General features: G+C 36.7%; 10 protein-coding genes. 4 read left to right on the top strand and 6 right to left on the bottom strand.

Annotation, left to right across the window (positions count from 1 at the left end; all coding sequences use genetic code 11):
* Positions 1-89: 89 nt before the first annotated feature.
* Entirely contained in the window at positions 90-1,259 is a 1,170-nt protein-coding gene (locus SCB73_RS05890; protein ID WP_320569164.1) for a beta-ketoacyl synthase N-terminal-like domain-containing protein, read from the top strand.
* Between the two features lie 68 nt (positions 1,260-1,327).
* Here the strand turns inward: SCB73_RS05890 and SCB73_RS05885 are convergent, their stop codons facing one another.
* Together SCB73_RS05885 and SCB73_RS05880 are read right to left on the bottom strand one after the other, a co-directional pair.
* Positions 1,328-5,713: a T9SS sorting signal type C domain-containing protein gene (locus SCB73_RS05885; protein WP_320569163.1), complete on the bottom strand. Its 4,386-nt coding sequence runs from the start codon at positions 5,711-5,713 to the stop codon at positions 1,328-1,330.
* 473 nt (positions 5,714-6,186) lie between these two features.
* The gene (locus SCB73_RS05880; RefSeq protein WP_320569162.1) at positions 6,187-6,657 is read right to left on the bottom strand and encodes a regulatory protein RecX; all 471 of its coding nucleotides are present in this window, start codon (positions 6,655-6,657) and stop codon (positions 6,187-6,189) included.
* A 287-nt stretch (positions 6,658-6,944) separates the two neighbouring features.
* On the opposite strand from SCB73_RS05880, the gene SCB73_RS05875 reads away from it, so the two are divergent.
* The 3 genes from SCB73_RS05875 to SCB73_RS05865 all read left to right on the top strand — a co-directional run bounded on the left by SCB73_RS05875 (position 6,945) and on the right by SCB73_RS05865 (position 21,450).
* Entirely contained in the window at positions 6,945-13,184 is a 6,240-nt protein-coding gene (locus SCB73_RS05875; RefSeq protein WP_320569161.1) for a T9SS sorting signal type C domain-containing protein, read from the top strand.
* Positions 13,185-13,342: 158 nt separating this feature from the next.
* Positions 13,343-17,191, top strand: coding sequence for a T9SS sorting signal type C domain-containing protein (locus tag SCB73_RS05870; protein WP_320569160.1), 3,849 nt, complete (start codon positions 13,343-13,345; stop codon positions 17,189-17,191).
* A gap of 509 nt (positions 17,192-17,700) precedes the next feature.
* Positions 17,701-21,450, top strand: a complete 3,750-nt coding sequence (locus tag SCB73_RS05865) for a T9SS sorting signal type C domain-containing protein (RefSeq protein WP_320569159.1) — start codon at positions 17,701-17,703, stop codon at positions 21,448-21,450.
* 70 nt (positions 21,451-21,520) lie between these two features.
* Here SCB73_RS05865 and SCB73_RS05860 read toward each other — a convergent pair whose 3' ends face one another.
* From SCB73_RS05860 to SCB73_RS05845, 4 genes are all read right to left on the bottom strand, one after another.
* The gene (locus tag SCB73_RS05860; protein WP_320569158.1) at positions 21,521-22,387 is read right to left on the bottom strand and encodes a cupin-like domain-containing protein; all 867 of its coding nucleotides are present in this window, start codon (positions 22,385-22,387) and stop codon (positions 21,521-21,523) included.
* An 81-nt stretch (positions 22,388-22,468) separates the two neighbouring features.
* Positions 22,469-23,557, bottom strand: a complete 1,089-nt coding sequence (gene bioB, locus SCB73_RS05855; RefSeq protein WP_320569157.1) for a biotin synthase BioB — start codon at positions 23,555-23,557, stop codon at positions 22,469-22,471.
* A 174-nt stretch (positions 23,558-23,731) separates the two neighbouring features.
* On the bottom strand, positions 23,732-24,169 hold the full coding sequence (locus SCB73_RS05850; RefSeq protein ID WP_320569156.1) for a hypothetical protein: 438 nt from the start codon (positions 24,167-24,169) through the stop codon (positions 23,732-23,734).
* Between the two features lie 500 nt (positions 24,170-24,669).
* Positions 24,670-25,608, bottom strand: a complete 939-nt coding sequence (locus tag SCB73_RS05845; protein ID WP_320569155.1) for a bifunctional riboflavin kinase/FAD synthetase — start codon at positions 25,606-25,608, stop codon at positions 24,670-24,672.
* Positions 25,609-25,691: the final 83 nt, after the last annotated feature.

Here is a 25,691-nt window from a genome sequence, read left to right as displayed (position 1 = left end):
GTGCCACTTTTTTTAATTCTTTTGCGACCTTTGCGTAAATCTTTGCGATCTTTGCGGTTAGAAAATGCAATAGGCATAAAATCAATATTTTGAATACACAAAAAATCTCCATAACAGCTTTTTCATCTATTTCTCCATTAGGAAATACTACAGAAGAAGTATGGGCAAATTATCTGAATGAAAATCATTGTTTTTCAAAACAATTTTTGGATCAGCAGGAAACTTCGACAGCTCCACTTAGCGAGGAATCAAAACGAATTGTTGTTGAGATAAGAGAATCAGATCCTAAATATAAGTTTTTGGATGATTCTGTATTATTTGCTTTGGTAGCTTCGCGCAAAGCCGTAGCGCAAGCCGGCTGGAATTCAGAAGATGTTTTCGGAATAAATATCGGATCCTCAAGAGGAGCGACAGATTTATTTGAAAAGCACTACAAAGAATATATTGATACCGGAAAAGCACAGACTTTAGCTTCTCCAACCACAACTTTGGGAAATATTTCATCTTGGATTGCTCATGATTTGCAAAGTACCGGTCCGGAAATTTCACACTCAATAACTTGTTCTACGGCACTTCATGCTTTACTGAATGGTGTTGCATGGTTGAAATCAGGAATGGCTGATAAATTTTTAGTTGGCGGAAGTGAAGCTCCTTTGACCGATTTTACAATTGCGCAAATGAGAGCATTGAAAATCTATTCCCGAATTGATCAGAATCTAGAAGCTTGGCCAAATCTGGCATTTGATTTTGAGAAAACACAAAATACCATGATTTTGGGCGAAGGTGCAGCTGTTTGTTGTTTAGAAGCTGGAGAAAAAGAGAATGCAATTGCATATGTAACAGGAGTTGGTTATGCAACTGAAGTTTTGGAACATAACATCTCGATTTCGGCGGAAGCTACTTGTTTTCAAAAATCAATGAAAATGGCTTTGAAAAATGAAGATCTTGAAAACATTGATGCGATCGTAATGCATGCGCCAGGAACGATAAAAGGCGATTTGACAGAACTTCGTGCAATCGAGAAAGTTTTTGGCTCTAATTTGCCATTATTGACAACTAATAAATGGAAAATCGGACATACATTTGGCGCTTCTGGAATTTTGAGTTTAGAATTGGCTCTTTTGATGATGGAACATGATACTTTTATTGGAGTTCCATTTGGAGAAAAACAAATTCAAAGCAAACCAATCAAAAAAGTATTGATAAATGCAGTTGGTTTTGGTGGGAATGCCGTTAGCGTATTGATTGAAAAAAGGTAATGACACTTTTAAAATAAAAAAAATCCAGTCTGTTTAGGCTGGATTTTTTTGTGAATTGTTATTTTGATTTATTGAAAAATAATCTTTTTTGAAACAGTAAAATTGTTCTCCAAAGTAACTTTTACAATTAAGACTTGATCGCTTGATTGTAAGTTTGGAATTTGCAATTCGGTAGAATTTACTTTTGTTTTGTTATAAAGCAGTTTTCCTGAAATATCATAAATATTGATTTCTTTCAAGTTTTCTATAGACGAAATCACTTTCACCGTTTTGTCTTTTACCGAAATCAAAACTCCATTTTCGATGTTTTCAAAATCTCCAGTTCCTAAAGTTTTGTTCGTATAACGAAGTACAAAACGATCGGTAAAAGTTCCTGTTTTGGTCGTAAAGGTATAGTTGCTTTGGGTTAAATCATGAATTTCGCCTGTTGTTTTATCTTCTAAATAGATCTTTTGAGTCTTCATGTTTCCATCAGCATAATCAATCGAAATGGTAAAATCTCCTGCGATTGTTGAGCGGTAACCTAACGGAACCATATCTGTATCTGTAAAAGGAAGAGCGCGACCTTGAATTGCCAAATTGTTGCCATCATTGATACTGTAAAAATCAAGATATTTGTTTCCATCAAAAGATGTTCCGTCATATAATCTCTCATAATTATTTGTTGCACCTTCGATATATCCGACTAATAATTGTTTGAAAGCACCACCAGCATTTGTCATATTCAACCATACGCGATGTTTCTCTATTTCTGCTGTTTTTGATGTTTTTCCAGGCTTAAAGAATTGTGTATTATTACCTGAAACTCGCATTGAATTGTTGAAAACAGCTTTTCCAGATGCAACAGTGCCCACAAAAAATGCTTGTCCTGCTCCTATTTTACCGCTTGGGAAATCAGTTCTAGGTGAATCAAGATTTGGATCAAATGCCGAAGGAGCTGGTCCTGTTCCAGTACCACCACTCAAATTATATGTTGCATAATCATCAGTTGAATACTCATATGCTCCACTTAAAACTACTGGAGTATTGTGTGTCCAGAAATAAAGAGTTCCTTCTAATATTGTTTTGTTGTTTGTCTCAGTGATAAAAGCATCGGCATTTAAAGCAGATGGATATGGATTTCCTAGTAGATAAAATTGACCTCCTACCATTGATTCTCCCTGAAAAGTACCATTTTGAGGAATACCTATAAAACTTGCTGGGAAATCTTGTTTTACCGTATTTGAATAGGTTTCAGGTCCGCGAACAATATAGCCTTTTCCTGCAGTCATAACGGTGGTTCTTGGAGTGAATACCCATTTGGTGCCATCATACGCATATAATTTGGAAGCACTAGTTAAAGGTGAAAGAGCAGCCAAAGTCTGATTTTTGACTGGAGTTGACCAATAAACGTAATCTGCTTGTCGAATTTGTTTTGCAATGCGATTATAGGTAATGTTTCCTGTATTGATCGTATTGCTTGTGCTTGTCTGAATTAAACTTGAACTGTCTTCGAATAACAATGTACCAGATGATGCACCCGATGATAATACATTAACAGAACTTGTAACTTGAAGTGTATTACTACTTTTAACGGTTAAGTTTCCTTGATCATTTACCGTTAATGTGTAAGCATAGAAATTTCCATCTGTTCCCGAAATAATTGGATTGTGTGCAACTCCCGTTGGAATAATAACACAATCTGAAGCAGTTGGAACTCCGGTCGGACTCCAGTTTGAATCAAGACTCCAGTCGGCACTATTTGCTCCTGTCCATGTTTTTGCTGTCGGAGCGTTTACTTGTAGTGGTGTTCCAGCCGAAATACAGCCAGAGGTATTTTTAGCCGTTACAGTGTAAGATCCAGGGTCAAGAGAACTGAAAACAGTTTGATTGTAATAATCAGTTCCATTAATGCTGTAAGTATATCCCGCGGTTGCGGTAATTGTTATAGTTCCTTTTGTTCCTGAACAAGTTGGCTGTGTGCTTACACTTGCACTTGGAGCTGTTGGTGTTGCATTGATAATAATTGTTCCTTTTGCTTCGCCAGAGATTGTACACCCACTGGCAGTCAAAGGAATTGTATAATTGAAAGTTCCTTGAGTGGTAGGTATGCCACTTATAGTTAATGTTTTTGTAGTATTATCATAATTTACTGTCAAACCAGAAGGTAAACTAAATGAACCTGATCCAATACCATCAAAACCTTTTGCGATATATGTAATTGGAGTTATCTGAGTATTAATACAAAAAGAAGTACTTTGAGCTGGAGAAATGCTAAAATCATCTACGGTAGTAGTAGAACTAGCCACAGGATTGTTTGAACACGCATTTGAATAGGTCACAGTAACCGTTTTTGAACCTGCTGTTAACCATTTTAAAGTAACAGAGTTACTAGATGTTCCAACTCCTCCTGAAGTTATACTATAGTCAGTCCCTAAAGTACCAGAAACAGTCCATATATAATTACCTTGACCAGATTGTGTAGTATAGGTTACATCCGTATTTGGACAACTTGTTGCCGAAGGTGATACTGTAAATGTCGGAGTTGTATCGACATCGATTCTTGTTTGAATCGCTGTTTCTGGAGGGCAAGCTCCGTTTTGAACAACCGTTCTGAAGGTTCTAAGTGCTGTTAATTTTGCAGGTTGATAGGTAGTTAAATTTGCTGTATTTGGAATGTCAATCCAGCTTCCACTAGATTCCGCTGGATCATCACTATATTGCCATTTCACAATAGTACCGCTAAACGTGCTCATATATAATTGTGGACTATCATCTCCAAGGCAAATGTGTTTTCCGCCATGTACCTGTCCTCTGTTAGGAACTGCTACAGTGATTGTTCCTGTTGCTGTTACGTTTCCACATCCGTTTAATAATGTTACAGTATAATTAAATGTGCCATCAACAGTAGTTGTTGGGGTTCCAGATATAGTTACTGTATTTGAAGCCCATCCTCCTGTTACACCTGCTGGTAGTCCAGTAAAATTTGCACCAGTTGCTCCTGTGGTAGTATACGTTATGTTTGTTATTGCGCTGTCTTTACAAATGCTTTGTGCATTTGTTCCCGATGCAGAGGTTAGAGTTATGGTGTTGTTTGCATTTACAGTAATTGTCCCAGTAGCGTTTACAGTGGTGCCACATCCAAGAACAGGAATGCTGTAATTAAAAGTTCCGGAAGCACTTGGTGTTCCGCTGATTGTTATCGTGTTTGATGCCCAAGAAGCTGTAACTCCAGCCGGCAAAGCAGGATTTGGTGTCCCAATTCCTGTTACACCACCAGTTGTTGTGTGGGTAATGTTTGTCATTGGTGTGCCAACACAAAGCGTTTGGCTTGAAGAAGCAGCAGAAACTCCCACGTTTGCATTTACAGTAATTGTTCCAGTAGCGTTTACAGTTGTGCCACATCCAAGAACAGGAATGCTGTAATTAAAAGTTCCAGAAGCACTTGGTGTTCCGCTGATTGTTATCGTGTTTGATGCCCAAGAAGCTGTAACTCCAGCCGGCAAAGCAGGACTTGGTGTCCCAATTCCTGTTACACCACCAGTTGTTGTGTGGGTAATGTTTGTCATTGGTGTGCCAACACAAAGTGTCTGGCTTGAAGAAGCAGCCGAAACTCCCATGTTTGCATTTACTACTACAGTAATAGTGCTTGTACTTGTATATAAATCGCTTCCGTAGTATGTTGTACAAGTTAAGGTTGCCGTGTAGTTGCCTGTCTGGCTTGCGGGCAAATTGTAATTTTGTAAATTGCTTGTGGTTGTAGTTCCATTGGGTGCTTGTACGCTCCAAGAGTAATTTACGCCTGATGTTGAACCTGTCGAAGTTGTGTTTCCTACTGTTCCTGAGTAAGAACCGCTTAGATTGATAGTTCCATTTAGACAAACTGGCGAATTTGAACTGGCGATCGCATTTATTGTTCCTCCACTATTGTTGAGGTCAGTAAAACTTTTGTATATGGGTTGACCGCCATTCCCTGTACAAGCAGCGAATTTTGTACTTCCGATATAAATAGCAACATTGTTTGAACATTTAGAGTCATCAACCTTTCCCGGAGAATTAATTTTTATGCCCGTGTTAGCTGGCAGGTGTATATTACTATTTTGGTCTTCAAAGCTAAGTAAACCGTTAATTGTTACTTGAGTTACTGAGTTAAGTGTAACGGTGTTAGATACAAGAAGATTTCCATTGATTGTAAGTGTTTTAGCGTTGCTAGTGCTTCCGGAAATAGTTATTGTTGCACCACTAGCTATTACAACATCATCAGTTGCTGATGGAACTACGCCACCAACCCACGAACTAGGACTGCTCCAACTTCCTCCCGTACTTGTACTAGTTATCGTACCTGCGACAACGAAAGTTTTATACGAGATGTAATTGGCTCTAATTGTGGTGATGTTGAGATCTGATGTATTTTTCCCAAAAGTGAAAAAAGATAATAGGAAAAATAAAAAACTTAAGAGTAATTTTCTAATCATATAAATCGTGGCATTTAAATTTTTAAAAAAATGTTGTTTTGTTTAAAGTTTTCCTACCTTTTTTTTAATAAAAATCACATCCAAAAACGAAACCAAGTAGTCATGTTAAGTGGCTTCAATCAGGATGTTATGCTGGCATAGGATTTAACCTAACAAAGATATAGACATATACGCTTTGGTAGAAGGGATGGTTTTTAGAATAGCCAAGTTTTCGATGAAATGTTAAAACTACTCGTTGAAATGCACGAAGAAAATGGAGTTCTTATGGAAATTCTTATAAATACCGATTTTTAAATATAAGAAAAATCGTAAAAATTAACATAAAATTTTCCTTTGAATAATAAAATTTCGCTAAAAACGCGAGGGATGTTCTAAAATTCGCAAAAAATTAAGATTTCCTCCTAGAAGTATTTTTTATGGTTTATGCATGTTTTTAGGTGGTTTTTGACTGAAATTTCAAAAAAAAATGGAACTTATTTTAGTTCCATTTTTTTTACTTTTTCATAAACAAAATTGCTTTCGTAACCACGACGCAGAAGATAGTCGCAGAACTTTTTTCTTTTCTTTAGCATATTTTTTTCTTGGAGACTGTTCCAGCATTTTTCTGAAAGTTCATTAAAAGTAATTTCGTATTCTTCATCTGAAATTTCTTTTAGTGCCAAGTTGATATTTGTTGAAGAAATGTTGCGAAGTTTGAGCTCATTTGTAATTCTGATTTTTCCCCAAGATTTCATGCGATGTTTGCCTCTTGCAAAAGAACAGGCAAATCGGGTTTCATTCAAAAAATTCCCTTCAATAAGTTGAACTACAATTGAATCAATTTCATCTGCTGTCATTTTTAAGCTGTATAATTTTGAAACAACTTCATCATGACAGCGTTCCTGATAAGCGCAAAAATGTTCTAATTTTTGTAAAGCTTCTTTTGGTGTATAAATTGAATTCATGAGTTTTTTCTTTCTTTTTAACGCAAAGCGCTAAAAATAATCATTTTGATGTTAAATTTTATGATAAATTTTTTCTTTTTCTCAAAAATAAAATAATCTAAAATGTTGTGTGTGTGCGGAATTATAATATTTTTGTACGATAATATCGCAAGTTTAAACTAGTTTGAAAAACAGTGTTTTAACTTAAAAAAAATTAAATTTTAAAAGCCAAAATTACAGTATTGCCCCGAAAAATGCTATACCATTAAGTTTTCTTTTAAAGCCAAAACAAATCTAATACCACGCCTATGCCTCGAAAACTACTATTGTTTGTTCGTTCTTTATTTTTTAATTTTTCTAATTCTTCTAAAGAAAGATCTTTGAACCTGAGTTTGAGGATGCTTTGTTTGGGGATGTTTTTTATTGTTTCATTTGCGAATGCAACTACTTATTATAGTAATGCTAGTAATGCAGCAGATAACCTTAATAATTGGTGGGTAAATACAAACGGCACAGGAGCACATCCTTCTACTTTTGCAAATACAGGAGATATTTTTATTATCCAAAATACACATGCAATGACCAGTACTGCTGGCTGGACTGTAGGTGGTACTGTTATAATTAGGAATGGAGGTTCTCTTTCGATTACGAATAACTCAGTGAGTGTGGGTAATTTTACAATTGATTCGGGAGGAAGTGCAACAATTAATCGCCCATTTACTGTAACAGGAATTACGGATATTTCCGGAACAATAAACCTTGGATCAACAAGTGGGACTGGTAGGGCTATGACTTTTACTGGCACGGTAACGCTTAATGTTGGTGCTGTATGGTCTGAAGCAACTACTGGGAATAATGGTGATAATAATGCATATTCTTTTGGAGATAATTTTACCAATAATGGAACTACCCTTATCTCAGGTCCAGGGTCGCATACTTTTACTGGTGCTAATAAGTCGCTAAATGGCTCGACTTCAACTACATTTCAAAATGTTGCCGTTACAGGTTCATATACTAATAATATTGGAACTTTAACCATTTCGACGGCGCTTTCTGGAACTGGAACTCTGACAAATTTTTCTGGAAAAACACTTAACATCGGAGGAACTGTTTCGATAACAAATTTTAATAATGCAGGAACTGCGAGCGTAAGTGGATCAGGGGCAATTTCAACTGCAACTGCAAATTTTATAAATACAGGAACACTTAATCTTAATGGATCTGGTGCTATAACAGGAATTACTAATAATGCTGGTGGTACTGTTAATTTAGCTAATTCGGGTACTATAGGAACTTTTAATAATGCTACTGCGACCAGTGTACTGCAAATTACTGCAGCCTCACCTGCTATTACAACTCTTACAGCAACAACAGCTGGGAATACAGTTAATTATAATGGTACAAATCAAACAGTAAAAGCAACAACTTATAGTAATCTGATTTTGTCTAATTCAGGCACAAAAACATTTTCAGCAACGACTACAGTAAGCAGTACTTTATCTATTGCTACGGGGGTTGTGGCTAATTTAGGAATAGGATTAACTCATAGTGCTAATAAGCTTACTTTGGGAGGAGGAGATACTGTGACAGGATCATGGGGAAGTACAACTTCATCGGCAACTAATCAAAATAATACTTTTTTCGCCGCAGTAACTGGAATAATAAATGTAAGTGCTACAAATTGTGCATTAGCGACATTTACAATGACAGGTACTAGCGGAGGCTATTGTAGTACAGTTGCAGGAACTCCGCTTGGATTAACTGGTTCAGAGGTAGGCGTTAATTATCAATTATATAGAGGTACAACCACTGTAGGTTCGGCTATTTCAGGAACAGGAGGTGCGTTGAGTTTCGGTACATTTAATACTACTGGAGATTACACTGTTGTAGCAACAAAGCCATCGACTTTTTGTAAGCTTACTTTTGGGCCAATTTCTATTTATAATTATAGTACACCGCCTACACCTACAGCGACAGTGGTAAATACAACATGTCCAACATCTGCTGATGGAACCATAACAATTACAAATGCAGTATCACCGGCGTCATTAGCTTTTACAAGTGCCAGTGATCAATCTGTTGATTTGGGAACGCAATTACTTTCAAATAGAGCAGCCTTTACAATTGAAGGTTGGGTTAAATTTGATCGCGCAACTGCTATAGCAGCAAACAGAATGTCCCTTTTTGGACAAAATGATGCTGTAGAGATGGGTTTTATAAATGGAAACTTAATGTGTTGGTCAGCTACTGCAGGTCAGGTTGATATGTCATTAAGTACCTATTATCCAAACGATAATGGCTGGCATCATATTGCAGTAACGGCCGACGGAACAGCTGGCGGAATAAAAATGTATGTCGATGGTTCCATGAAGGTTTCAGGTGGAAGTGCCGTTTCAAATTATGGGTCAAGTACTTATAGTACAAAATTCGGTTGGGGAACACTAGATGCTACTGGTGGGGGGTATACAGGTGAAGTTTTTAAATTAGGATTTTGGAATAGGGCGCTTTCCACAACAGAGGTTGCTAATCTATCATCAGGTTTTGTAGTTTACAATGGATCTCAAACAGGATTATTAGCAGGTTATAGTTTTAATGAAGGTACAGGAGCAACAGTTGCTTCTGTAGGAAGTTCAGCGCCTTCAGGAGCTCTTGTCAACTCTCCGGTTTGGACCGATCCGTACTCTTATTCTTGGACTTCTACTCCGGCAGGTTTTACTGCAACAACTAAAAATATAACTGGCTTAACAGCTAGAACTTATAATTTGGTAACTTCATTAAAAGGTTGTACCAATACAGGGTCATGGGCTGTAACATCAACAAATCCGGCTCCAACAATAACAACAGCAGGAGCTGTGGCAGCTTGTTTGAGTTCAAGTGCTCAAATTGGAACTATGGCTTATTCAAATACAACTAACAACCCTACAAGCTATAGTATTGATTGGGCTACGATTCCTGATCAAAATACAACAGCATTTATATTTGCAGCAGGAGGCGGTAATATAACTAATATTGCAATTCCTGCGGGTACCGCTATTGGAACATATTCAGGAACAATGACAATTACAAATGGAAATGGATGTACAGCAACACAGGCAGTTTCGCTTTCAGTGACTGCGGTACCAGTAGGGCCAGTAATTGCGAAGAGTCCAAATGTGGCTACAGTCTGTGCTGGCACAACCCTGACAATGACCCTTACTACTGCCGGGACTGGAGGTGCGGGAACATCCCAGGATGAGTACCGTTATGATACTGGATCAGGTTTTGGTTCTTGGAGTACTGCAGTCCCAAGTTTTGCAGCAGTAGCCGGAATCAACACAATAGAATCAAGAAGAACATCGACAGGAACCGGCTGTACAACAGCCACAGGAAATACATTGAATTGGACGGTTACCCCGACAGTTGGTACGCCAAGCGCTCCATCGGGTTCAACGACTATCTGCCAGGGAAGCTCTCCGACGGCTTATACGACATTAGCGACTAACGCAACTTCATACACTTGGAGCGTCAGCGGAACCGGGAACACGATTTCGGGTACTGGAACAATAGGAACTGTCACTTGGGCATCCGGTTTTTCAGGAACTGCTACGGTGAGCGTTGTGGCAAACGGCTGCAACGGCCCGTCAGCATCGGCATCAACAATAGTTACGGTTACTCCGACAGTTGGATTGCCGAGCACACCGTCAGGTTCTTCGACGGTCTGCCAGGGAAGCTCTCCGACGGCTTATACGACATTAGCGACTAACGCAACTTCATATACCTGGAGCGTCAGCGGAACCGGGAACACGATTTCGGGTACTGGAACAGCAGGAACTGTCACTTGGGCATCCGGTTTTTCAGGAACTGCTACAGTGAGCGTTGTGGCAAACGGCTGCAACGGCCCGTCAGCATCGGCATCAACAATAGTTACGGTTACTCCGACAGTTGGATTGCCGAGCGCACCGTCAGGTTCTTCGACGGTCTGCCAGGGAAGCTCTCCGACGGCTTATACGACGTTAGCGACTAACGCAACTTCATACACTTGGAGCGTCAGCGGAACCGGGAACACGATTTCGGGTACTGGAACAATAGGAACTGTCACTTGGGCATCCGGTTTTTCAGGAACTGCTACGGTGAGCGTTGTGGCAAACGGCTGCAACGGTCCGTCAGCATCGGCATCAACAATAGTTACGGTTACTCCGACAGTTGGATTGCCGAGCGCACCGTCAGGTTCTTCGACTATCTGTCAGGGAAGCTCTCCGACGGCTTATACGACGTTAGCGACTAACGCAACTTCATACACTTGGAGCGTCAGCGGAACCGGGAACACGATTTCGGGTACTGGAACAGCAGGAACTGTCACTTGGGCATCCGGTTTTTCAGGAACTGCTACGGTGAGCGTTGTGGCAAACGGCTGCAACGGCCCGTCAGCATTGGTAACTAGCGCGATTACCGTGACCCCAACTCCAACAGTATCCCCAATCACAGGGGGAGCATCAACAGTATGTACAACATTAACAACGCCAGCCTTTACAAATGCCACAAGTGGAGGGTCATGGTCAATTGTTAACGGTACAGGAACAGCAACGATCAATGGATCGGGAGTTGTTACAGCTGGTAATGCAGGAGATGTAACGGTTGTGTATACGGTTACAAGCGGAGGCTGTTCAAATACAGCAACTACTACTTTAACAATTAAGCCAAATTATCCTGCGCCAACCGTTGGCACAATTACACGGCCACTATGTTCAACAAATGGAGGAAGTGTAACACTAGGCGGTTTGCCAGCATCAGGAAATTTATTTATAGATAATGGTAGTACAGTTGTTAGTAGAACTTTTACTTCGAGTACACCAACGATAGGTCAATTACAGCCAGGAACATATAAATTTGCTTTAGATAATGGTTGTACAGCAACCTATTCAGCACCAGTAGTAATACTTGCTAATACATTCACTGGAGGCACTTCATGGACATATGGAGCTCCAACATCTGATGATTATGTAGATTTTGCGAGCGATTATACAGTAACGGCAGATGTAACGTATTGTTCAGTGACAGTAAGTAATACTGCAAAAGTAATTGTAGATACTAAAAAAACATTGACTGTCGAGCGTGGCGTGCATGTGACTTCGGGAAGTACTTTAACGTTTAAGGATAGCTCAAATTTAATGCAGATTAACACAGACAATAATTTAAACACAGGAAGTATTAAGTATGAACGTTACGCAGGTAAAATCCGTCAAGCTGATTACGTGTATTGGTCAACGCCGGTTAAAAATTGGACTTTAGCAGGAGTTTCTCCATTTTCAAGTGGATCGAAATTATTTGCATATGATGGAACTAAATGGGTATTTACACCAAGGACTACCGTTATGGTTGCTGGTAAAGGATACATTATTCGTGGACCTGATACGTACTCAAATACAACCAAAACTGATTTTACAGGTGAGTTTATCGGCACGCCACAAAATGGTACTTTTACTGGTGAAGCAATGGTTGGAGGACAATTTTACTTATTAGGAAATCCTTACCCTTCAGCGTTGAATGCTGATAAGTTTATTAATACAAACAAAACAATATTAGATGGGACATTGTATTTTTGGACACATAATACTCCAGTAGTTTTGAGCGGTGCTTATCAATATAAAACAGATGATTATGCAGTTTATAATTTGAGTGGTGGTACATCAACAGCGGCACCATCAGCTTCTAATGGTTCACTTGACACGCCTAATGTTGATCCGCCAAGCGGTTATATTGGTGCGGGCCAAGCTTTCTTCGTAGGAACTTTTGCTTCTGGAAATGTAACGTATGATAATTCAATGCGATTAGCGGGTGGTTTAAATGGTCAGTTCTTTAAACCAGGAAAAACTTCAAAAACGGCAACAACTGAAAAAAATCGTGTTTGGTTGAATATGACTAACGAAGGAGGAGCTTTCAAACAATTATTAGTGGCTTATGTTGAAGGCGCAACTAATAGTTATGATAGACTATATGATGGAAGAACGTTTGATGGAAATCAATATTTAGATTTTTACAGTATTAATGATAATCAGAAATTAGTTATTCAAGGACGTGGCTTGCCATTTACTGATATTGATGAAGTGCCATTAGGCTATCGTACAACAATTGCTGGAGATTTTACAATTTCAATTGCTCAAGTTGATGGAAGCATGACTTCTCAAGCCATTTTTATTGAAGATAAAAAGACTGGAACAATCCATGATTTGACCAAGAGTAACTTTACTTTCAATACCGAAATTGGAACTTTTGGAGATCGACTTGTCCTTAAATACACCAATAAATCTTTAGGAGCTGGTGATTTTGAAAATACTGAAAAAGGCATTACAGTTTCTGTTAAAGATAAAGCGATTAAGGTATTGTCTTCAAATGAAACAATCAAAGAGGTTGTCATTTTCGATACAGCAGGAAAACTGCTTTATGATAAAAAGAAAGTAGGTTCAAATGAATTACAAATTTCAAACTTACAATCGAGCAATCAAGTTTTATTAATTGATATCACTCTTGAAAACGGATACAAAACAACCAGAAAATTAATTTTTCAATAATTTAAAAAAAATAATTTTCACATAAAAAAAAGAACCACTTCTTACTATAGGAAGTGGTTCTTTTTTTATTTGAAAAATCACCAAAAGTGGGTATTGTCTATTTATAAATCAATTTTTAATTTTAAGAAAATTCGTAAAAATTTTTTATTGATTAGATTTTGATTAGAAAATTACTTTATACAATACTCTTAATTGTGTTTCTGGGAAATACTTTTATTTACGCACAACAGGGAAAAGTTGACATTACTTTTAACACTATTGATGACGGTCTAATTGGTGACGGTTTTGATGCTCCAGTTCAGACTTTGTCTTTACAATCGGATCAAAATTTAATAGTTGGTGGTGAATATCTAAATATAAACGGAAGTTCGTCACCTTATTTGACGCGATTAAAACCAGACGGTACTATTGACGAAAGTTTTGATACCGGAACAGGTTTCAACGGAAAAGTGTATGCAACATGCATTCAGCCTGACGGCAAAATAATTGTTGGAGGCGGTTTTACTTCCTACAATGGCATAAATGCGGGAAGACTTATTCGATTAAATATTGACGGAAGCTATGATGCATCATTTAATACTTTAATTGGTGCCGAAACGGGAATTATTTATGGTATCGCATTACAGGTAGACGGAAAAATAGTCATAACAGGCAGTTTTACAAAATATAATGGTGTGGCAAAAAGTTACGTTGCAAGAATTCTCACCAATGGTGCTCTGGACACTTCTTTTTCATCAAGCTTTAAATCTACAGTAACAAATGTGAAGGTTTTGACAGATGGAAAGATTCTGATTTCAGGAAACTTTACTGTTTTTAATAATGTGGCAACCAATCGAATTGTTCGTTTAAATAATGATGGACAACTTGATCCGAGTTTTAATATTGGAGAAGGTTTTGATGCCGAAGTCCACGCTATGGAAGTGCAGCCAGACGGAAAGATTATTCTCGGTGGAAAATTCACCACTTTTAATGGTACTGCTGCAAATGGAATTATAAGGCTTATGCAAGATGGCGCGATTGATACGACTTTCTATACAGGAACAGGATTTAGTTCCGGAATCGTTTACACTTGTAAGATTGATCCTTTTGGGAATATTATGGTCGGAGGATCTTTTTCAGGAAATTATAATGGAACTAGTGTTAATCGAGTTTGTTATCTAGACAGTTCAGGTTTTTTGAAAAATGATATAGATTTTGGTTCAGGTCCTGCATCAGCATCGGTTTATGCTTTAGAAACTGATGCCGAAGGAGCTTGGTATATTGGAGGTTCGTTTTCTGTTTTTGATGGTTTGAATCAAGGAAAATTGGCAAAAATTGATTCAGAAGGAGAGTACGATACTGGATATTTAGCATCAGGAATTGGTTTTGACAATTCGGTATTTAAAATTCTTTCTTTAGAAAATGGAGAAAGTGTAGTAGTGGGCAATTTTAAAAAGTTCAATGGTAATATTGCTTTGAGAATTGCGAAACTTTTAGAAGACGGTTCTTCTGATCCTGAATTTAATTCGGGACAACTAGGAGCGAATAATTTAATTAAAACCGCGGTTTTGCAATCAGACGGGAAAATTATTCTAGGTGGAAACTTTACAAAATATAATGAAACATTGATTAATAGAATTGTTCGAGTTTTGCCCGATGGGACTGTCGATGCTTCATTCAATGTAACATCTGGGTTTAATAGTCAGGTGTATGCAATGGAGATTCAGTCAGATGGGAAAATCATTGTGGCGGGCAACTTTGCAAAATACAATGATGTAAGTGCTGGCAAAATTATTCGGCTTATGCCAGATGGATCTAGAGATAGTAGTTTCAATACAGGATCAGGTGCTGATGGCATTATAGAAGCCATTTTAATTCAGCCTGATGGCAAAATTTTATTAGGAGGTCGATTTAGTACTTTTAACGGAGTCCAATATTCACATTTAATTCGTTTAAATCCCGACGGAAGCATTGATACTAGCTTCAACATAGGTGATGGATTCAATAATAATGTATATGCTTTAGCAATACAGTCTGATCAAAAAATAGTTTTAGGAGGCAACTTTTTGACTTTTAACAAAGTCACGCAAAGAAGAATTCTAAGACTCAACTCAAATGGAAGTTTAGATACTACATTTCAGTCAGGTTCGGGTTTTAGCAAGGGAGATGTTCGAACTATTTTGGTGCAACCTGACGATCGTATTTTAGTTGGTGGAACTTTTTCAGGAACATACAACGGTTCAACATCATTACGGTTAATACGATTATTAAAATCGGGTGCTGTTGATGCTTCTTTTGATGCTCGTTTAAATAATAAAGCATTTGCAATGAGCTTTTCTTCTGATTATAAACTCTTGGTTGGAGGTGACTTTAATTCGGTTTCTGGAATTTCAAAACACAGAATTGCGAGATTAAAACTTTGTTTAGAATCAACAACATGGAACGGAAATTCGTGGTCAAATGGTTTTCCGTCAGGCGGAAAAGAACTGTTTTTCAAAGATGATTATCCAGATTTGATAATTGCGAATGTCTGTAGTTGTACGATCGATGAAGGCAAAAAGGTTACTTTGTTGAGCGGTAATACTTTGAGTCTCGAATTTGCTTATTCGGGCTTAGGAACTTTGATTTTAGAAGATTCAGCAAATTTATATCAGTATGATGATGATATAAAAAATACAGGTATTATTCATTTAAAACGTAATTCATCACCTATTTTAAAATCAGATTTTACCTATTGGTCATCTCCGGTTGGAAATCAAAAATTAATTGATCTTTCACCAAATACAGCATCAGATCGATTTTTAACCTATGATCCGAATGCAAAAAATTGGAAGTCTGAAAGTGGGTCAAACAATATGCTATCTGGTACAGGTTATATTATCCAAGGGCCAAAGGATTTTTCTGAAAGCACTCCTAGAATTTATACTGCAACATTTAAGGGAGTGCCAAACAATGGAAAGATACAAGTTAAGATGGGACCAGCAGATAGTTTTAATTTGATTGGTAATCCATATCCCTCAACACTCAATGCTGACTTATTTTTAAAGGAAAATGCCTCAAAAATTAAAGGAACAATTTACTTGTGGACGCACAACACCCCAATAACCAACAATAAATATACTTCTGATGATTATGCAGTTTATAACTTATTGGGAGGAGTTGGAACTCGTGGTGCCTTGTCAAGTGGCATTAATGAAACAATTCCAGATAATACAGTTGGAGCGGGCCAAGCTTTTTTTGTTGCAAGTCAAAATTCAGGTACAATTGAATTTAATGACGGAATGCGAATGAAGGAAAAAAATAAATCATTTTACAAACCGACAAAAAGGGATAAAATTCAAAAGAATGATATTGAAAGGCAAAGAATTTGGCTTGATTTAAAAAATGAGGAAGGTGTTTTCAAGCAAATTTTAATAGGCTACATTAACGGAGCAACAAATGATTATGATATTAGTTATGATGCAGAATCTTTCAACGGCAATAAGTTTATTGACTTTTACAGTATATCACAAGATAAGGAATTAGTCATTCAAGGTAGAGCTTTCCCTTTTGAACAAACGGATTCAGTACGGCTTGGTTATATGTGTACCATTGAAGGTAATTTGAGTTTAAGCATTGATTGTATTGATAATAAGTTTTCTGACGTAAATATTTATGTTGAGGATAAAGAGTTAAATGTAATCCATAATTTGAAAGATTCGCCATATACATTTAAAACAAAGCAAGGAACCTTTGATGCTAGATTTGAATTAAAATACCTTGATAAAAAATTAGAGGTTGATGATTTTGAAGAAGTTGCAAATTTGGTTTTTGTTTCGGTTAAAGATCGGCAAATTAATATTTATGCATCACAAGAGACTATTAATGAAGCTTCAATTTTTGACCTTACAGGAAAAGTACTCTATAAAAAAACTAAAATTGATGCCTCTAGTTTTCACATCCAGAATCTTAATTCTACAAACCAAGTTTTATTTGTAAAAGTGACTTTGCAAAATGGTTTTGTAGAGACAAAAAAGATCATTTTTTAAATCAAATTTTTGCATTTTATTTTTCGAAATTGACTCTTGGCTGGCGTTTTTTTTTGGATTAAATTATAAAAATCCATTCCTTTTTGGGGTGGATTTTTTTTGTTTCCTAACGGAAGTAAAAAAGCATAATTGGCACTTTAATATCTTTTTTCTTTTCTCATCATTTGAGTTAATTGTAAGCAATAATGTTAAAGTCTTGATTTATAAGTTATTTTTTTTAATTATTGTAAATAAAATCGTACCTTGTTGTTGTTTTGATTCGACAAACAACATAAAAGCCCGTTGTATTACATTTTATTGACTTCTGCAGAAAATAATAAGTCTATTTATTTGCCTTAAATTCTATTTTTAATTTTAATACTTTACTTTAGAAACAGTAGTATTTTGTTTCTGAATTTACGTTTGTATCAAAGTACGCCCTGTATTTTGTTAATGTTTTGAGGTATTCATTATTAAAGATGATTCTGTATCCGCTAGATTCTTTTTTTAATTTTTTAAAATGCCACATTATGAAAAAAAATCTACTTACATCATTATTTTCTTTTCAATTTTCGATTTCAATTTTAGTTAATTCAAAGCAACAAAAAATATTTGCTTGCATAAAAAAAATGCAATTATGTTTGCTGTTGCTTTTTTTGTGCAACTCTTTATGGGCACAGCCACCACACACTTATTCATCAGATGGAACTTTATATGTTCCCGCTGGAGTCACTTCAATGGATGTTGAGGCATGGGGCGCAGGTGGCTCTGGTGGTGGTGCCAGCGGAGCTACGGTAGACGGACGCAGCGGTGGAGGCGGCGGTGGGGGTGCTTATGTAAAAGGAAAAATTACCACGATACCAAGTGCTAGTTTAAGTATTAAGGTGGCTGGCGCTACTGCCAATGGAGCTTCAGGTGGGAATTCTACTATTGTGGGATATGAAGGTATTCTTTTAGCGGCCGGCGGAAAAGGTGGTACATCAAATAATTCAGCAGGAACTCCCGCCGGTGGTAAGGGAGGATTAGATACAGATTCATTTGGTTCTATAAAAAAAACCTCAGGTGTCGATGGTGGATCAGGAAATACAGGTGTTATAGGATTGTTACTAGGTTCTGGTGCCGGTGGAAAAGGCGGAGATACCGGAGGTGGTGCGGGAGGTTTAGGGATAACAAGTTTGGTTTTAGGAAATGCCCCAGGAAATGCAGGGGCTCCTCCCGGAGGCGGAGGCGGAGGCGCAATGAATTCACTTTTAGGAAGTGCACAAGTTGGTGGAGCTGGTGGCGCTGGTCAAATGATTATAAGTTATACATGCCCAACTTATAATATCACAGGAGTGTCAGCATCTCCCGTATGTTCTTCATCAGGAAATACAACTATACTATTGACTTCTACATCTGCTTTATTGCCTGTTGGAACTTATACTGTAACTTATAATCTTAGCAATCCGACAAACACTGGGTTGACCGTTTCGATGACTGTGACAACAGCTGGCTCAGGAAGTTTTTTGTTATCAGGTTTTACTACTGCTAGCACCAGAGATATTACAATCACTAAATTGACATCTGGTGATTGTTTTTCAAATGTAACAGTAGGTAACACAGCTTCAATAGTAATTTCTTCACCATCTGTTGGCGGAACTGTTGGAGGTGGAACTACAATCTGTAGCGGATTAACAAGTGGTGTCTTAACTTTGACAGGAAATACAGGTGCTGTTTTAAATTGGGAATATTCAGTTAGTCCATTTTCTGTTTGGACACCAATCACAAATACAGCAACAACTTATACTTCGGGACCACTTACTCAAACAACTCAATTTAGAGCAGTTGTACAAAATGGAGGTTGTGCTTCGGCAAACTCGATAGCAACAACTGTCACAGTGAATCCAATTCCAGTGCCTACTTTTTCTGTTCAACCGGCATCTTCGGTTTGTGTTAATACGGATGTTACTTATACTACACAAGGTGGGCAAACAAATTATGTTTGGACAATTCCTGGAATTGCAGGAACAGATTATTCGATTATTTCGGGTGGAATTTCATCCATCAATAGCACAGTGACACTGCAGTGGCTGACTAGTGGAAATAAAACGGTTTCGGTTAAATATTCATCGAATGGCTGTGTTGCGGTTACAAGTGCAAGTAATACAACAACTGCTACAAAAACCGAACGTGGTGTTGTTAATGGAGGTTTGCATGTTTGTCAAGGAAACCCAAGTCCGTTATTGACATTGAACAGTTACGTTGGAACAATTGTGAGATGGGAATATGCCGAAGCAATACCGTATGTCTGGCAACCTATTGCGCATACAGGAATCACATATCAGCCGGGAATCTTGACCACAAGCACGAGTTATCGAGCTATTGTGAAAAATGGAATTTGTGCTGAAGAGGCTTCAATCGAAACCAGAATTGATGTAGATCCTATTCCTGCGGCGCCAAATATATTAAGTTTTACACAACCAACATGTAATGTGCCTACTGGAAGTATTGTTTTAAACGGATTATCTGGTTCAGGAAATATTTTACAATCTGATGGTACCGTAATTACCAATCGTCCTTATTCGGGAAATTCAATAACAATTTCAGGCTTAATTCCCGGAAAATACAAATTTGCAGTTGATAATAATTGCTTGATCACTTATTCCACAGAAATTACAATACAAGCTAATACTTGGAATGGGACAACCTGGTCTTATGGCACTCCTCCAACAGTAGATAATATCGTAGATTTTCAAGAAGACTACAATCTTGGCAACGATATTAATGCGTGTTCGTGTACAATAAGCAACGAAGCGGCTGTAACCATTCAGAATGGTAAAACCTTGAATGTTGTCAATGGCATTCATGTACTTAATGGAACCTTAACTTTTGCTGACGGTGCAAGCATATTGCAGTCAAATCCTGATACTAATTTGAATACAGGTATTATTTATTATAAGCGAAATAGCCAGCCCATTCGACAAGCTGATTATGTTTATTGGTCTTCGCCAGTGAAAAATCAAAAATTGATAGATGTTTCGTCTGAAACAGCTCCTGATAAATACTTCAGTTATGATGGTACAAAATGGATTGGAGAATCAAGAAATAACGTAATGACCGTTGGAAAAGGATATATAATTCGGGGACCAGAAACTTTTTCGAATACCGCGAGATATCTGTTTCCGACAGTTTTCAAAGGAACGCCAAATAATGGAGATATAGCGGGAGAGACTGTGACCGCAAACAAATTTTATTTAATAGGAAACCCTTATCCTTCGGCACTTCATGCAGATGATTTTATAGAAGCAAACAAAACATTACTTGATGGAACTTTGTATTTCTGGACACACAATACACCTGTTGTTTTAGTAGGCGCTTATCAATATTCTACCGATGATTATGCAACTTATAATTTGACAGGAGGTGTAGGAACTGGAAGTGCCGCTCCTTCTGGCACTAAACCGGGCAATAATGGCTATCCTCCACTGGGCTATATTGCGGCTGGACAGTCTTTTTTTGCTGAAACAATTGCAGCAGGAACGATTGTTTTTAATAATTCGATGCGAAGAGGCGGTAATAAAAATTCTCAATTTTTTAAAATTGATGGGGAGTCTAAAGAAACAATCGAAAAAAATAGAGTTTGGTTAAATATGACCAATACCGAGGGTGCTTTTAAACAATTAATGGTTGGTTATGTCGAAGGAGCGACAAATGAATATGACAAAAAATATGACGGAACTAGTTTTGACGCAAACAAATATTTGGATTTTTATAGTATCAATGAAGAACATAAATTGGTGATCCAAGGACGCGCTTTGCCTTTTAAAAGTAGCGATATGGTTCCGTTAGGATATCGAACTACACTTGCAGGGGATTTTACAATTTCGATATATCAGGTTGATGGCAAATTAACCGTTCAGCCTATTTATTTAGAGGATAAAAAAATGGGTAAAATTCATGATTTACGCAAAGGCAATTATACTTTTAGTACAGAAATCGGAACTTTTTCAGATCGATTCGTACTTCGATACACTGATAAATCCTTAGGTGTTGAGGAAGTGGTCAGTGATGAAAATAACATAAAGGTTATAATAAAATCAAATGACATGAAAGTAATATCCACCAAAGAATCAATAAGTCAAGTCGCTGTTTTTGATCTTTCGGGAAGACTCCTTTTTGAGAAGAAAAATATTAATGCAACAGAATTGCAAATATTGAATTTCCGTTCAGCGAACCAGGTTTTACTGGTAAAAGTGACTTTGGAAAATGGAAATACTACTACTAAAAAGGTAGCATTTTAAAAACATTAGAAAATAAAAAAAGCAGTTAAGGATTTTCTCTTTAACTGCTTTTTTTATTTTTAAATCTCGTTTAGGCACTCTTACGAAGATTTTCATTTGTATTGGTGAGCGCTTTTTCATTCTTGTAATCAATCCATTTCTGGCCTTTTAATTTTCGCATCAAAATATCAAAATGGCGCATGATAAAAACATTGTATGCCGCTTTTGACAAATTAGCAATGTTTTGAGGAAATGCACGCAAACTCATCGAAAATCCTGGAGTGAGATATTTCATATAATGCCAATATCCTTCAGGCATATAAAGCATTTCACCATGTTTGAGATTGGTGATGTAGCCTTCTACATTCTTTAAAGCTGGAAATTTTTCATAATCGGGATTGTCAAAATCGATGTCTTCTCTAGAAATCAAGGCATGAGGAACTTTATACATGAATTTTGATTGATTGGGTGGAAAAATCATGCATTGTTTTTCCCCGTGAAAATGAAAATGCAAAATATTCGAATAATCAATATCAAAATGCATAAAGACTTTCGAGTTTTCTCCGCCAAAAAATAACATTGGCATTTGCTTGACTAATCTTAAGCCGATTTCAGGCCATTTAAAGTCATTATTTAACGCAGGAACTTCTTTCATGAAATTATAAAGGAAGATTCGGTAATTGGTCGGTTTTGATTCTAAAAGAGCGATATAATCACTCATTTTCATTTTGGTGTGCGCTTCATTAAAACCATCTTCATGATTGACTGGTCTGTTATCATACAATGGTACTGTAATGTTCCCTGCAATTTCATTAATATAGGATAATTTCCATTTTTCATAAGCAGGCCAATCTTCGGTGAGTTGCTCAACAACAACAGGGATCTGTTTTTTAACATAATGGGAAACAAAATCAGTTTTGGAGATTTTTTTAACCCTTTCAATTTGTTTTAACTTCATCTTTCTAAATAAAAAAATTGCTTATAACTCAGAGTCATAAGCAATTTAAAAATATTTATTCAGATAATTGAACTCTAAAAATTAAATTTTTGATTTAATCGAATGTTCAACGTTTCTTTCAATTGTGTGTCCTGGTCTAGACCATTTTGGTTTTTCTCCAAGTGGAGCAAATTGAGAATCTTCTGCTTCAACTGTTTTTGGCTGCGAAACTTTTGTAAATGGTTTTTGAGGATTCAAACCTAAAAGTTCAAACATTTTCATGTCTTCATGAACATCAGGATTTGGTGTTGTAAGCAATTTGTCTCCGGCAAAAATTGAATTTGCCCCAGCAAAAAAGCACATTGCTTGTCCTTCGCGACTCATATTTGTTCTTCCTGCAGATAAACGAACCTGAGTTTCTGGCATTACGATTCTGGTTGTAGCAACCATACGAATCATTTCCCAGATTTCAACCGGTTTTTCGTCTTCCATCGGCGTTCCTTCAACGGCTACTAAAGCATTAATTGGCACTGATTCTGGTTGTGGATTTAAAGTAGAAAGCGCCACAAGCATTCCTGCTCGGTCTTCAATACTTTCTCCCATTCCGATAATTCCTCCACTGCAAACCGTTACATTAGTTTTACGAACATTTTCGATGGTTTCTAAACGATCTTCAAATGCACGTGTCGAAATTACATCTTTATAATAATCTTCAGAAGTATCTAAATTATGATTGTAAGCATATAAACCAGCTTCTGCTAAACGTTGTGCCTGGTTTTCAGTAATCATTCCAAGTGTACAGCAAACTTCCATATCAAGTTTGTTAATAGTACGCACCATTTCTAAAACCTGATCAAATTCTTCGCCGTCTTTTACGTTTCTCCAGGCAGCTCCCATACAAACACGAGAAGATCCATTTGATTTTGCACGCAAAGCCTGAGCTTTAACCTGACTAACACTCATTAAATCATTTCCTTCAACTCCTGTGTTGTAACGTGCTGCTTGCGGGCAGTAACCACAGTCTTCAGGACAACCTCCGGTTTTGATTGATAATAATGTAGATACCTGAACAACGTTCGGATCGTGTTTTTGCCTGTGAATGGTTGCCGCTTCGTACAGAAGATCCATTATGGGCTTATTATATATGGCGATTATTTCGTCTTTAGTCCAATTGTGTTTTGTAATGCTCATTGATACATTGTTTTTGAAGTCTCAAAAGTAGTTAAATTGTTCTAATCAACCAATGAAGTGCATTGTAAATGAATATTTGACAGCTATTTTCAAAAAAGAAACACTCTAAAATCATAAAAATGAATCATTCTATGATTTTAGAGTGCTAAATGTTAAGATTTATTTTGAAAAATGTTAATCGGCAGCATATTTATTGTTCCAATAGAGCATCATCATTAAAGTGACAATGACCGAAGAGGCAATTCCTTCAAAAAGCAAACAAATGCAATAAGTTGGAACAGAAGGATTTCCGCCAAACATAAAAGTCTCAGATAAGGTTCTTACATAAGCATCTCCGCCTCGTGCATAGCTATAAACAAGTAATCCGAAAACGCTCATTGACACGCCAACTACTGAAGTTGCCATGGCAGAAACGGCATTCGACACAAAATTGGTTTCTCCTTCATGCAGGTTCATTTGCATTGTTCTGTTTACGCCATAAAAGATAAAAAAGACATTTAGGGTACGTAAATAAAACAAATCTGCTAGACCCAATAGATTCATCAATAAAAAATAAATGCCTATTCCGATGAAAATCAAAAACCCGTTGGTAATTTCTTTAGGTAATTTCATAGTGGTTATTTTTAAAGAAGTTAATAGTAAATATTTGGAAAACAGAGTTCTATGTCAAATTTACTAAAAAAATAACTACGATGATTTAAAATTGGCAAAATGTTGTGTATGGCGAAGAATGATATGAAGTCCTTGACAGGACATCTAGGCAGGCGCTCTATTTTTTCTACCAATACTTTCTACCAACATTTAACTCCTAGCGGAGTATAGTTGATTGCAGAGGTTTAAATTGATAGAACATGTATTCGGTAAGGTTTTAACCGCAAATTGCACAAATTCAGGCAAATTAATTTGTGAAAATTTGTGCAATTTGTGGTAGAATTAAGCCTTATTTTTTATACCATTATTTAAATCCTAACGGAGTAAAATTTGAGAGACTTGTGTCGGTAAAATCAAAATATAGTATGTTTGCGATTGTTTGGAAATATCTCGTAGAGATTTTATATCGGTAGCATATTATTTCAAGGTATTCTATTTTGTCCCGTAGGGGACTATATATTTCAGCTGAGTTTAAGTTTGCTTACAAAATCTAAAGCATTTAATTTGTCTTGATTTAATTGTTCTTTCAATAAATCGACTGATCCAAATTTTTGTTCTTCACGAAGATAATGAAGTAAAGAAACCTCAATTTTTTGCCCATAAATGTCTTCGTCAAAATCAAAAAGATTTACTTCAATGGTTTGTTTTTGTCCATTTACCGTTGGATTGAATCCAATATTCATCATTCCAAAAACTTCGTTTTCGTTCACAATTGCTTTTACAGCGTAAACCCCAATTTTCGGAATTAATTTATAATCTTCTTCAATATGAATATTTGCAGTCGGAAAACCAATCGTTCTTCCTAATTGTTTTCCTTTGACAACTTCTCCCGTTAAAAAATAGTCATAACCAAGGTAATCATTGGCCAAAGCCATATTTCCTTCATCTAGCGCTTTTCTGATTTTTGTTGAACTTACAGAAACATCTTGAATTTCTTGAGCCGAAATTTGCTCAACTTCAAAACCATATTCCAAACCAAAGGCAATTAAATTGTCAATATTTGCAGTTCTGTTTCTTCCAAAACGATGATCGTGCCCAATAATTATTTTTTGAATCTGAAATTGATCTACCAAAATTGATTTGACAAACTCCTCGGCAGTTAATCTTGAAAAGCTTTCATTAAAAGGATGAATGACCAGATTTTCAATTCCGGTTGCTTCTAGAAGTTTTGTTTTTTCGTCAATTGTATTTAAAAGCTTTATTTCTGATTTCTCTTGCAAAACCATTCTTGGATGCGGAAAAAATGTAAGTACTAAACTTTCATATTTGCCATTTTCGGTATTTTGCGTAATTCTTTCAAGAATTTTTTTATGACCAATATGCACGCCATCAAAGGTACCAAGTGTTAAAATTGTTTTCTTGGTCGAATGGAAATCGTTTATAGAATGAAAGAGCTTCAAAACAAATTATTTAAGATGCTGCAAATTTATACTATCTATTTTGAATTTGATACCAAGGCCAATTGATTTTTTTGATTTGTCTC

Source organism: Flavobacterium sp. KACC 22761 (assembly GCF_034058155.1).
Classification (GTDB): domain Bacteria; phylum Bacteroidota; class Bacteroidia; order Flavobacteriales; family Flavobacteriaceae; genus Flavobacterium.
Note: the sequence above shows the minus strand (reverse complement) of the source record. Positions and strands in the feature narration are given on the sequence as shown.

Coding starts and splice junctions, on each gene's coding strand:
- SCB73_RS05865 (WP_320569159.1), top strand. CDS start 17,701: ATGAAAAAAAATCTACTTACATCATTATTTTCTTTTCAATTTTCGATT.
- SCB73_RS05860 (WP_320569158.1), bottom strand. CDS start 22,387: ATGAAGTTAAAACAAATTGAAAGGGTTAAAAAAATCTCCAAAACTGAT.
- SCB73_RS05850 (WP_320569156.1), bottom strand. CDS start 24,169: ATGAAATTACCTAAAGAAATTACCAACGGGTTTTTGATTTTCATCGGA.
- SCB73_RS05885 (WP_320569163.1), bottom strand. CDS start 5,713: ATGATTAGAAAATTACTCTTAAGTTTTTTATTTTTCCTATTATCTTTT.
- SCB73_RS05875 (WP_320569161.1), top strand. CDS start 6,945: ATGCCTCGAAAACTACTATTGTTTGTTCGTTCTTTATTTTTTAATTTT.
- bioB (WP_320569157.1), bottom strand. CDS start 23,557: ATGAGCATTACAAAACACAATTGGACTAAAGACGAAATAATCGCCATA.
- SCB73_RS05880 (WP_320569162.1), bottom strand. CDS start 6,657: ATGAATTCAATTTATACACCAAAAGAAGCTTTACAAAAATTAGAACAT.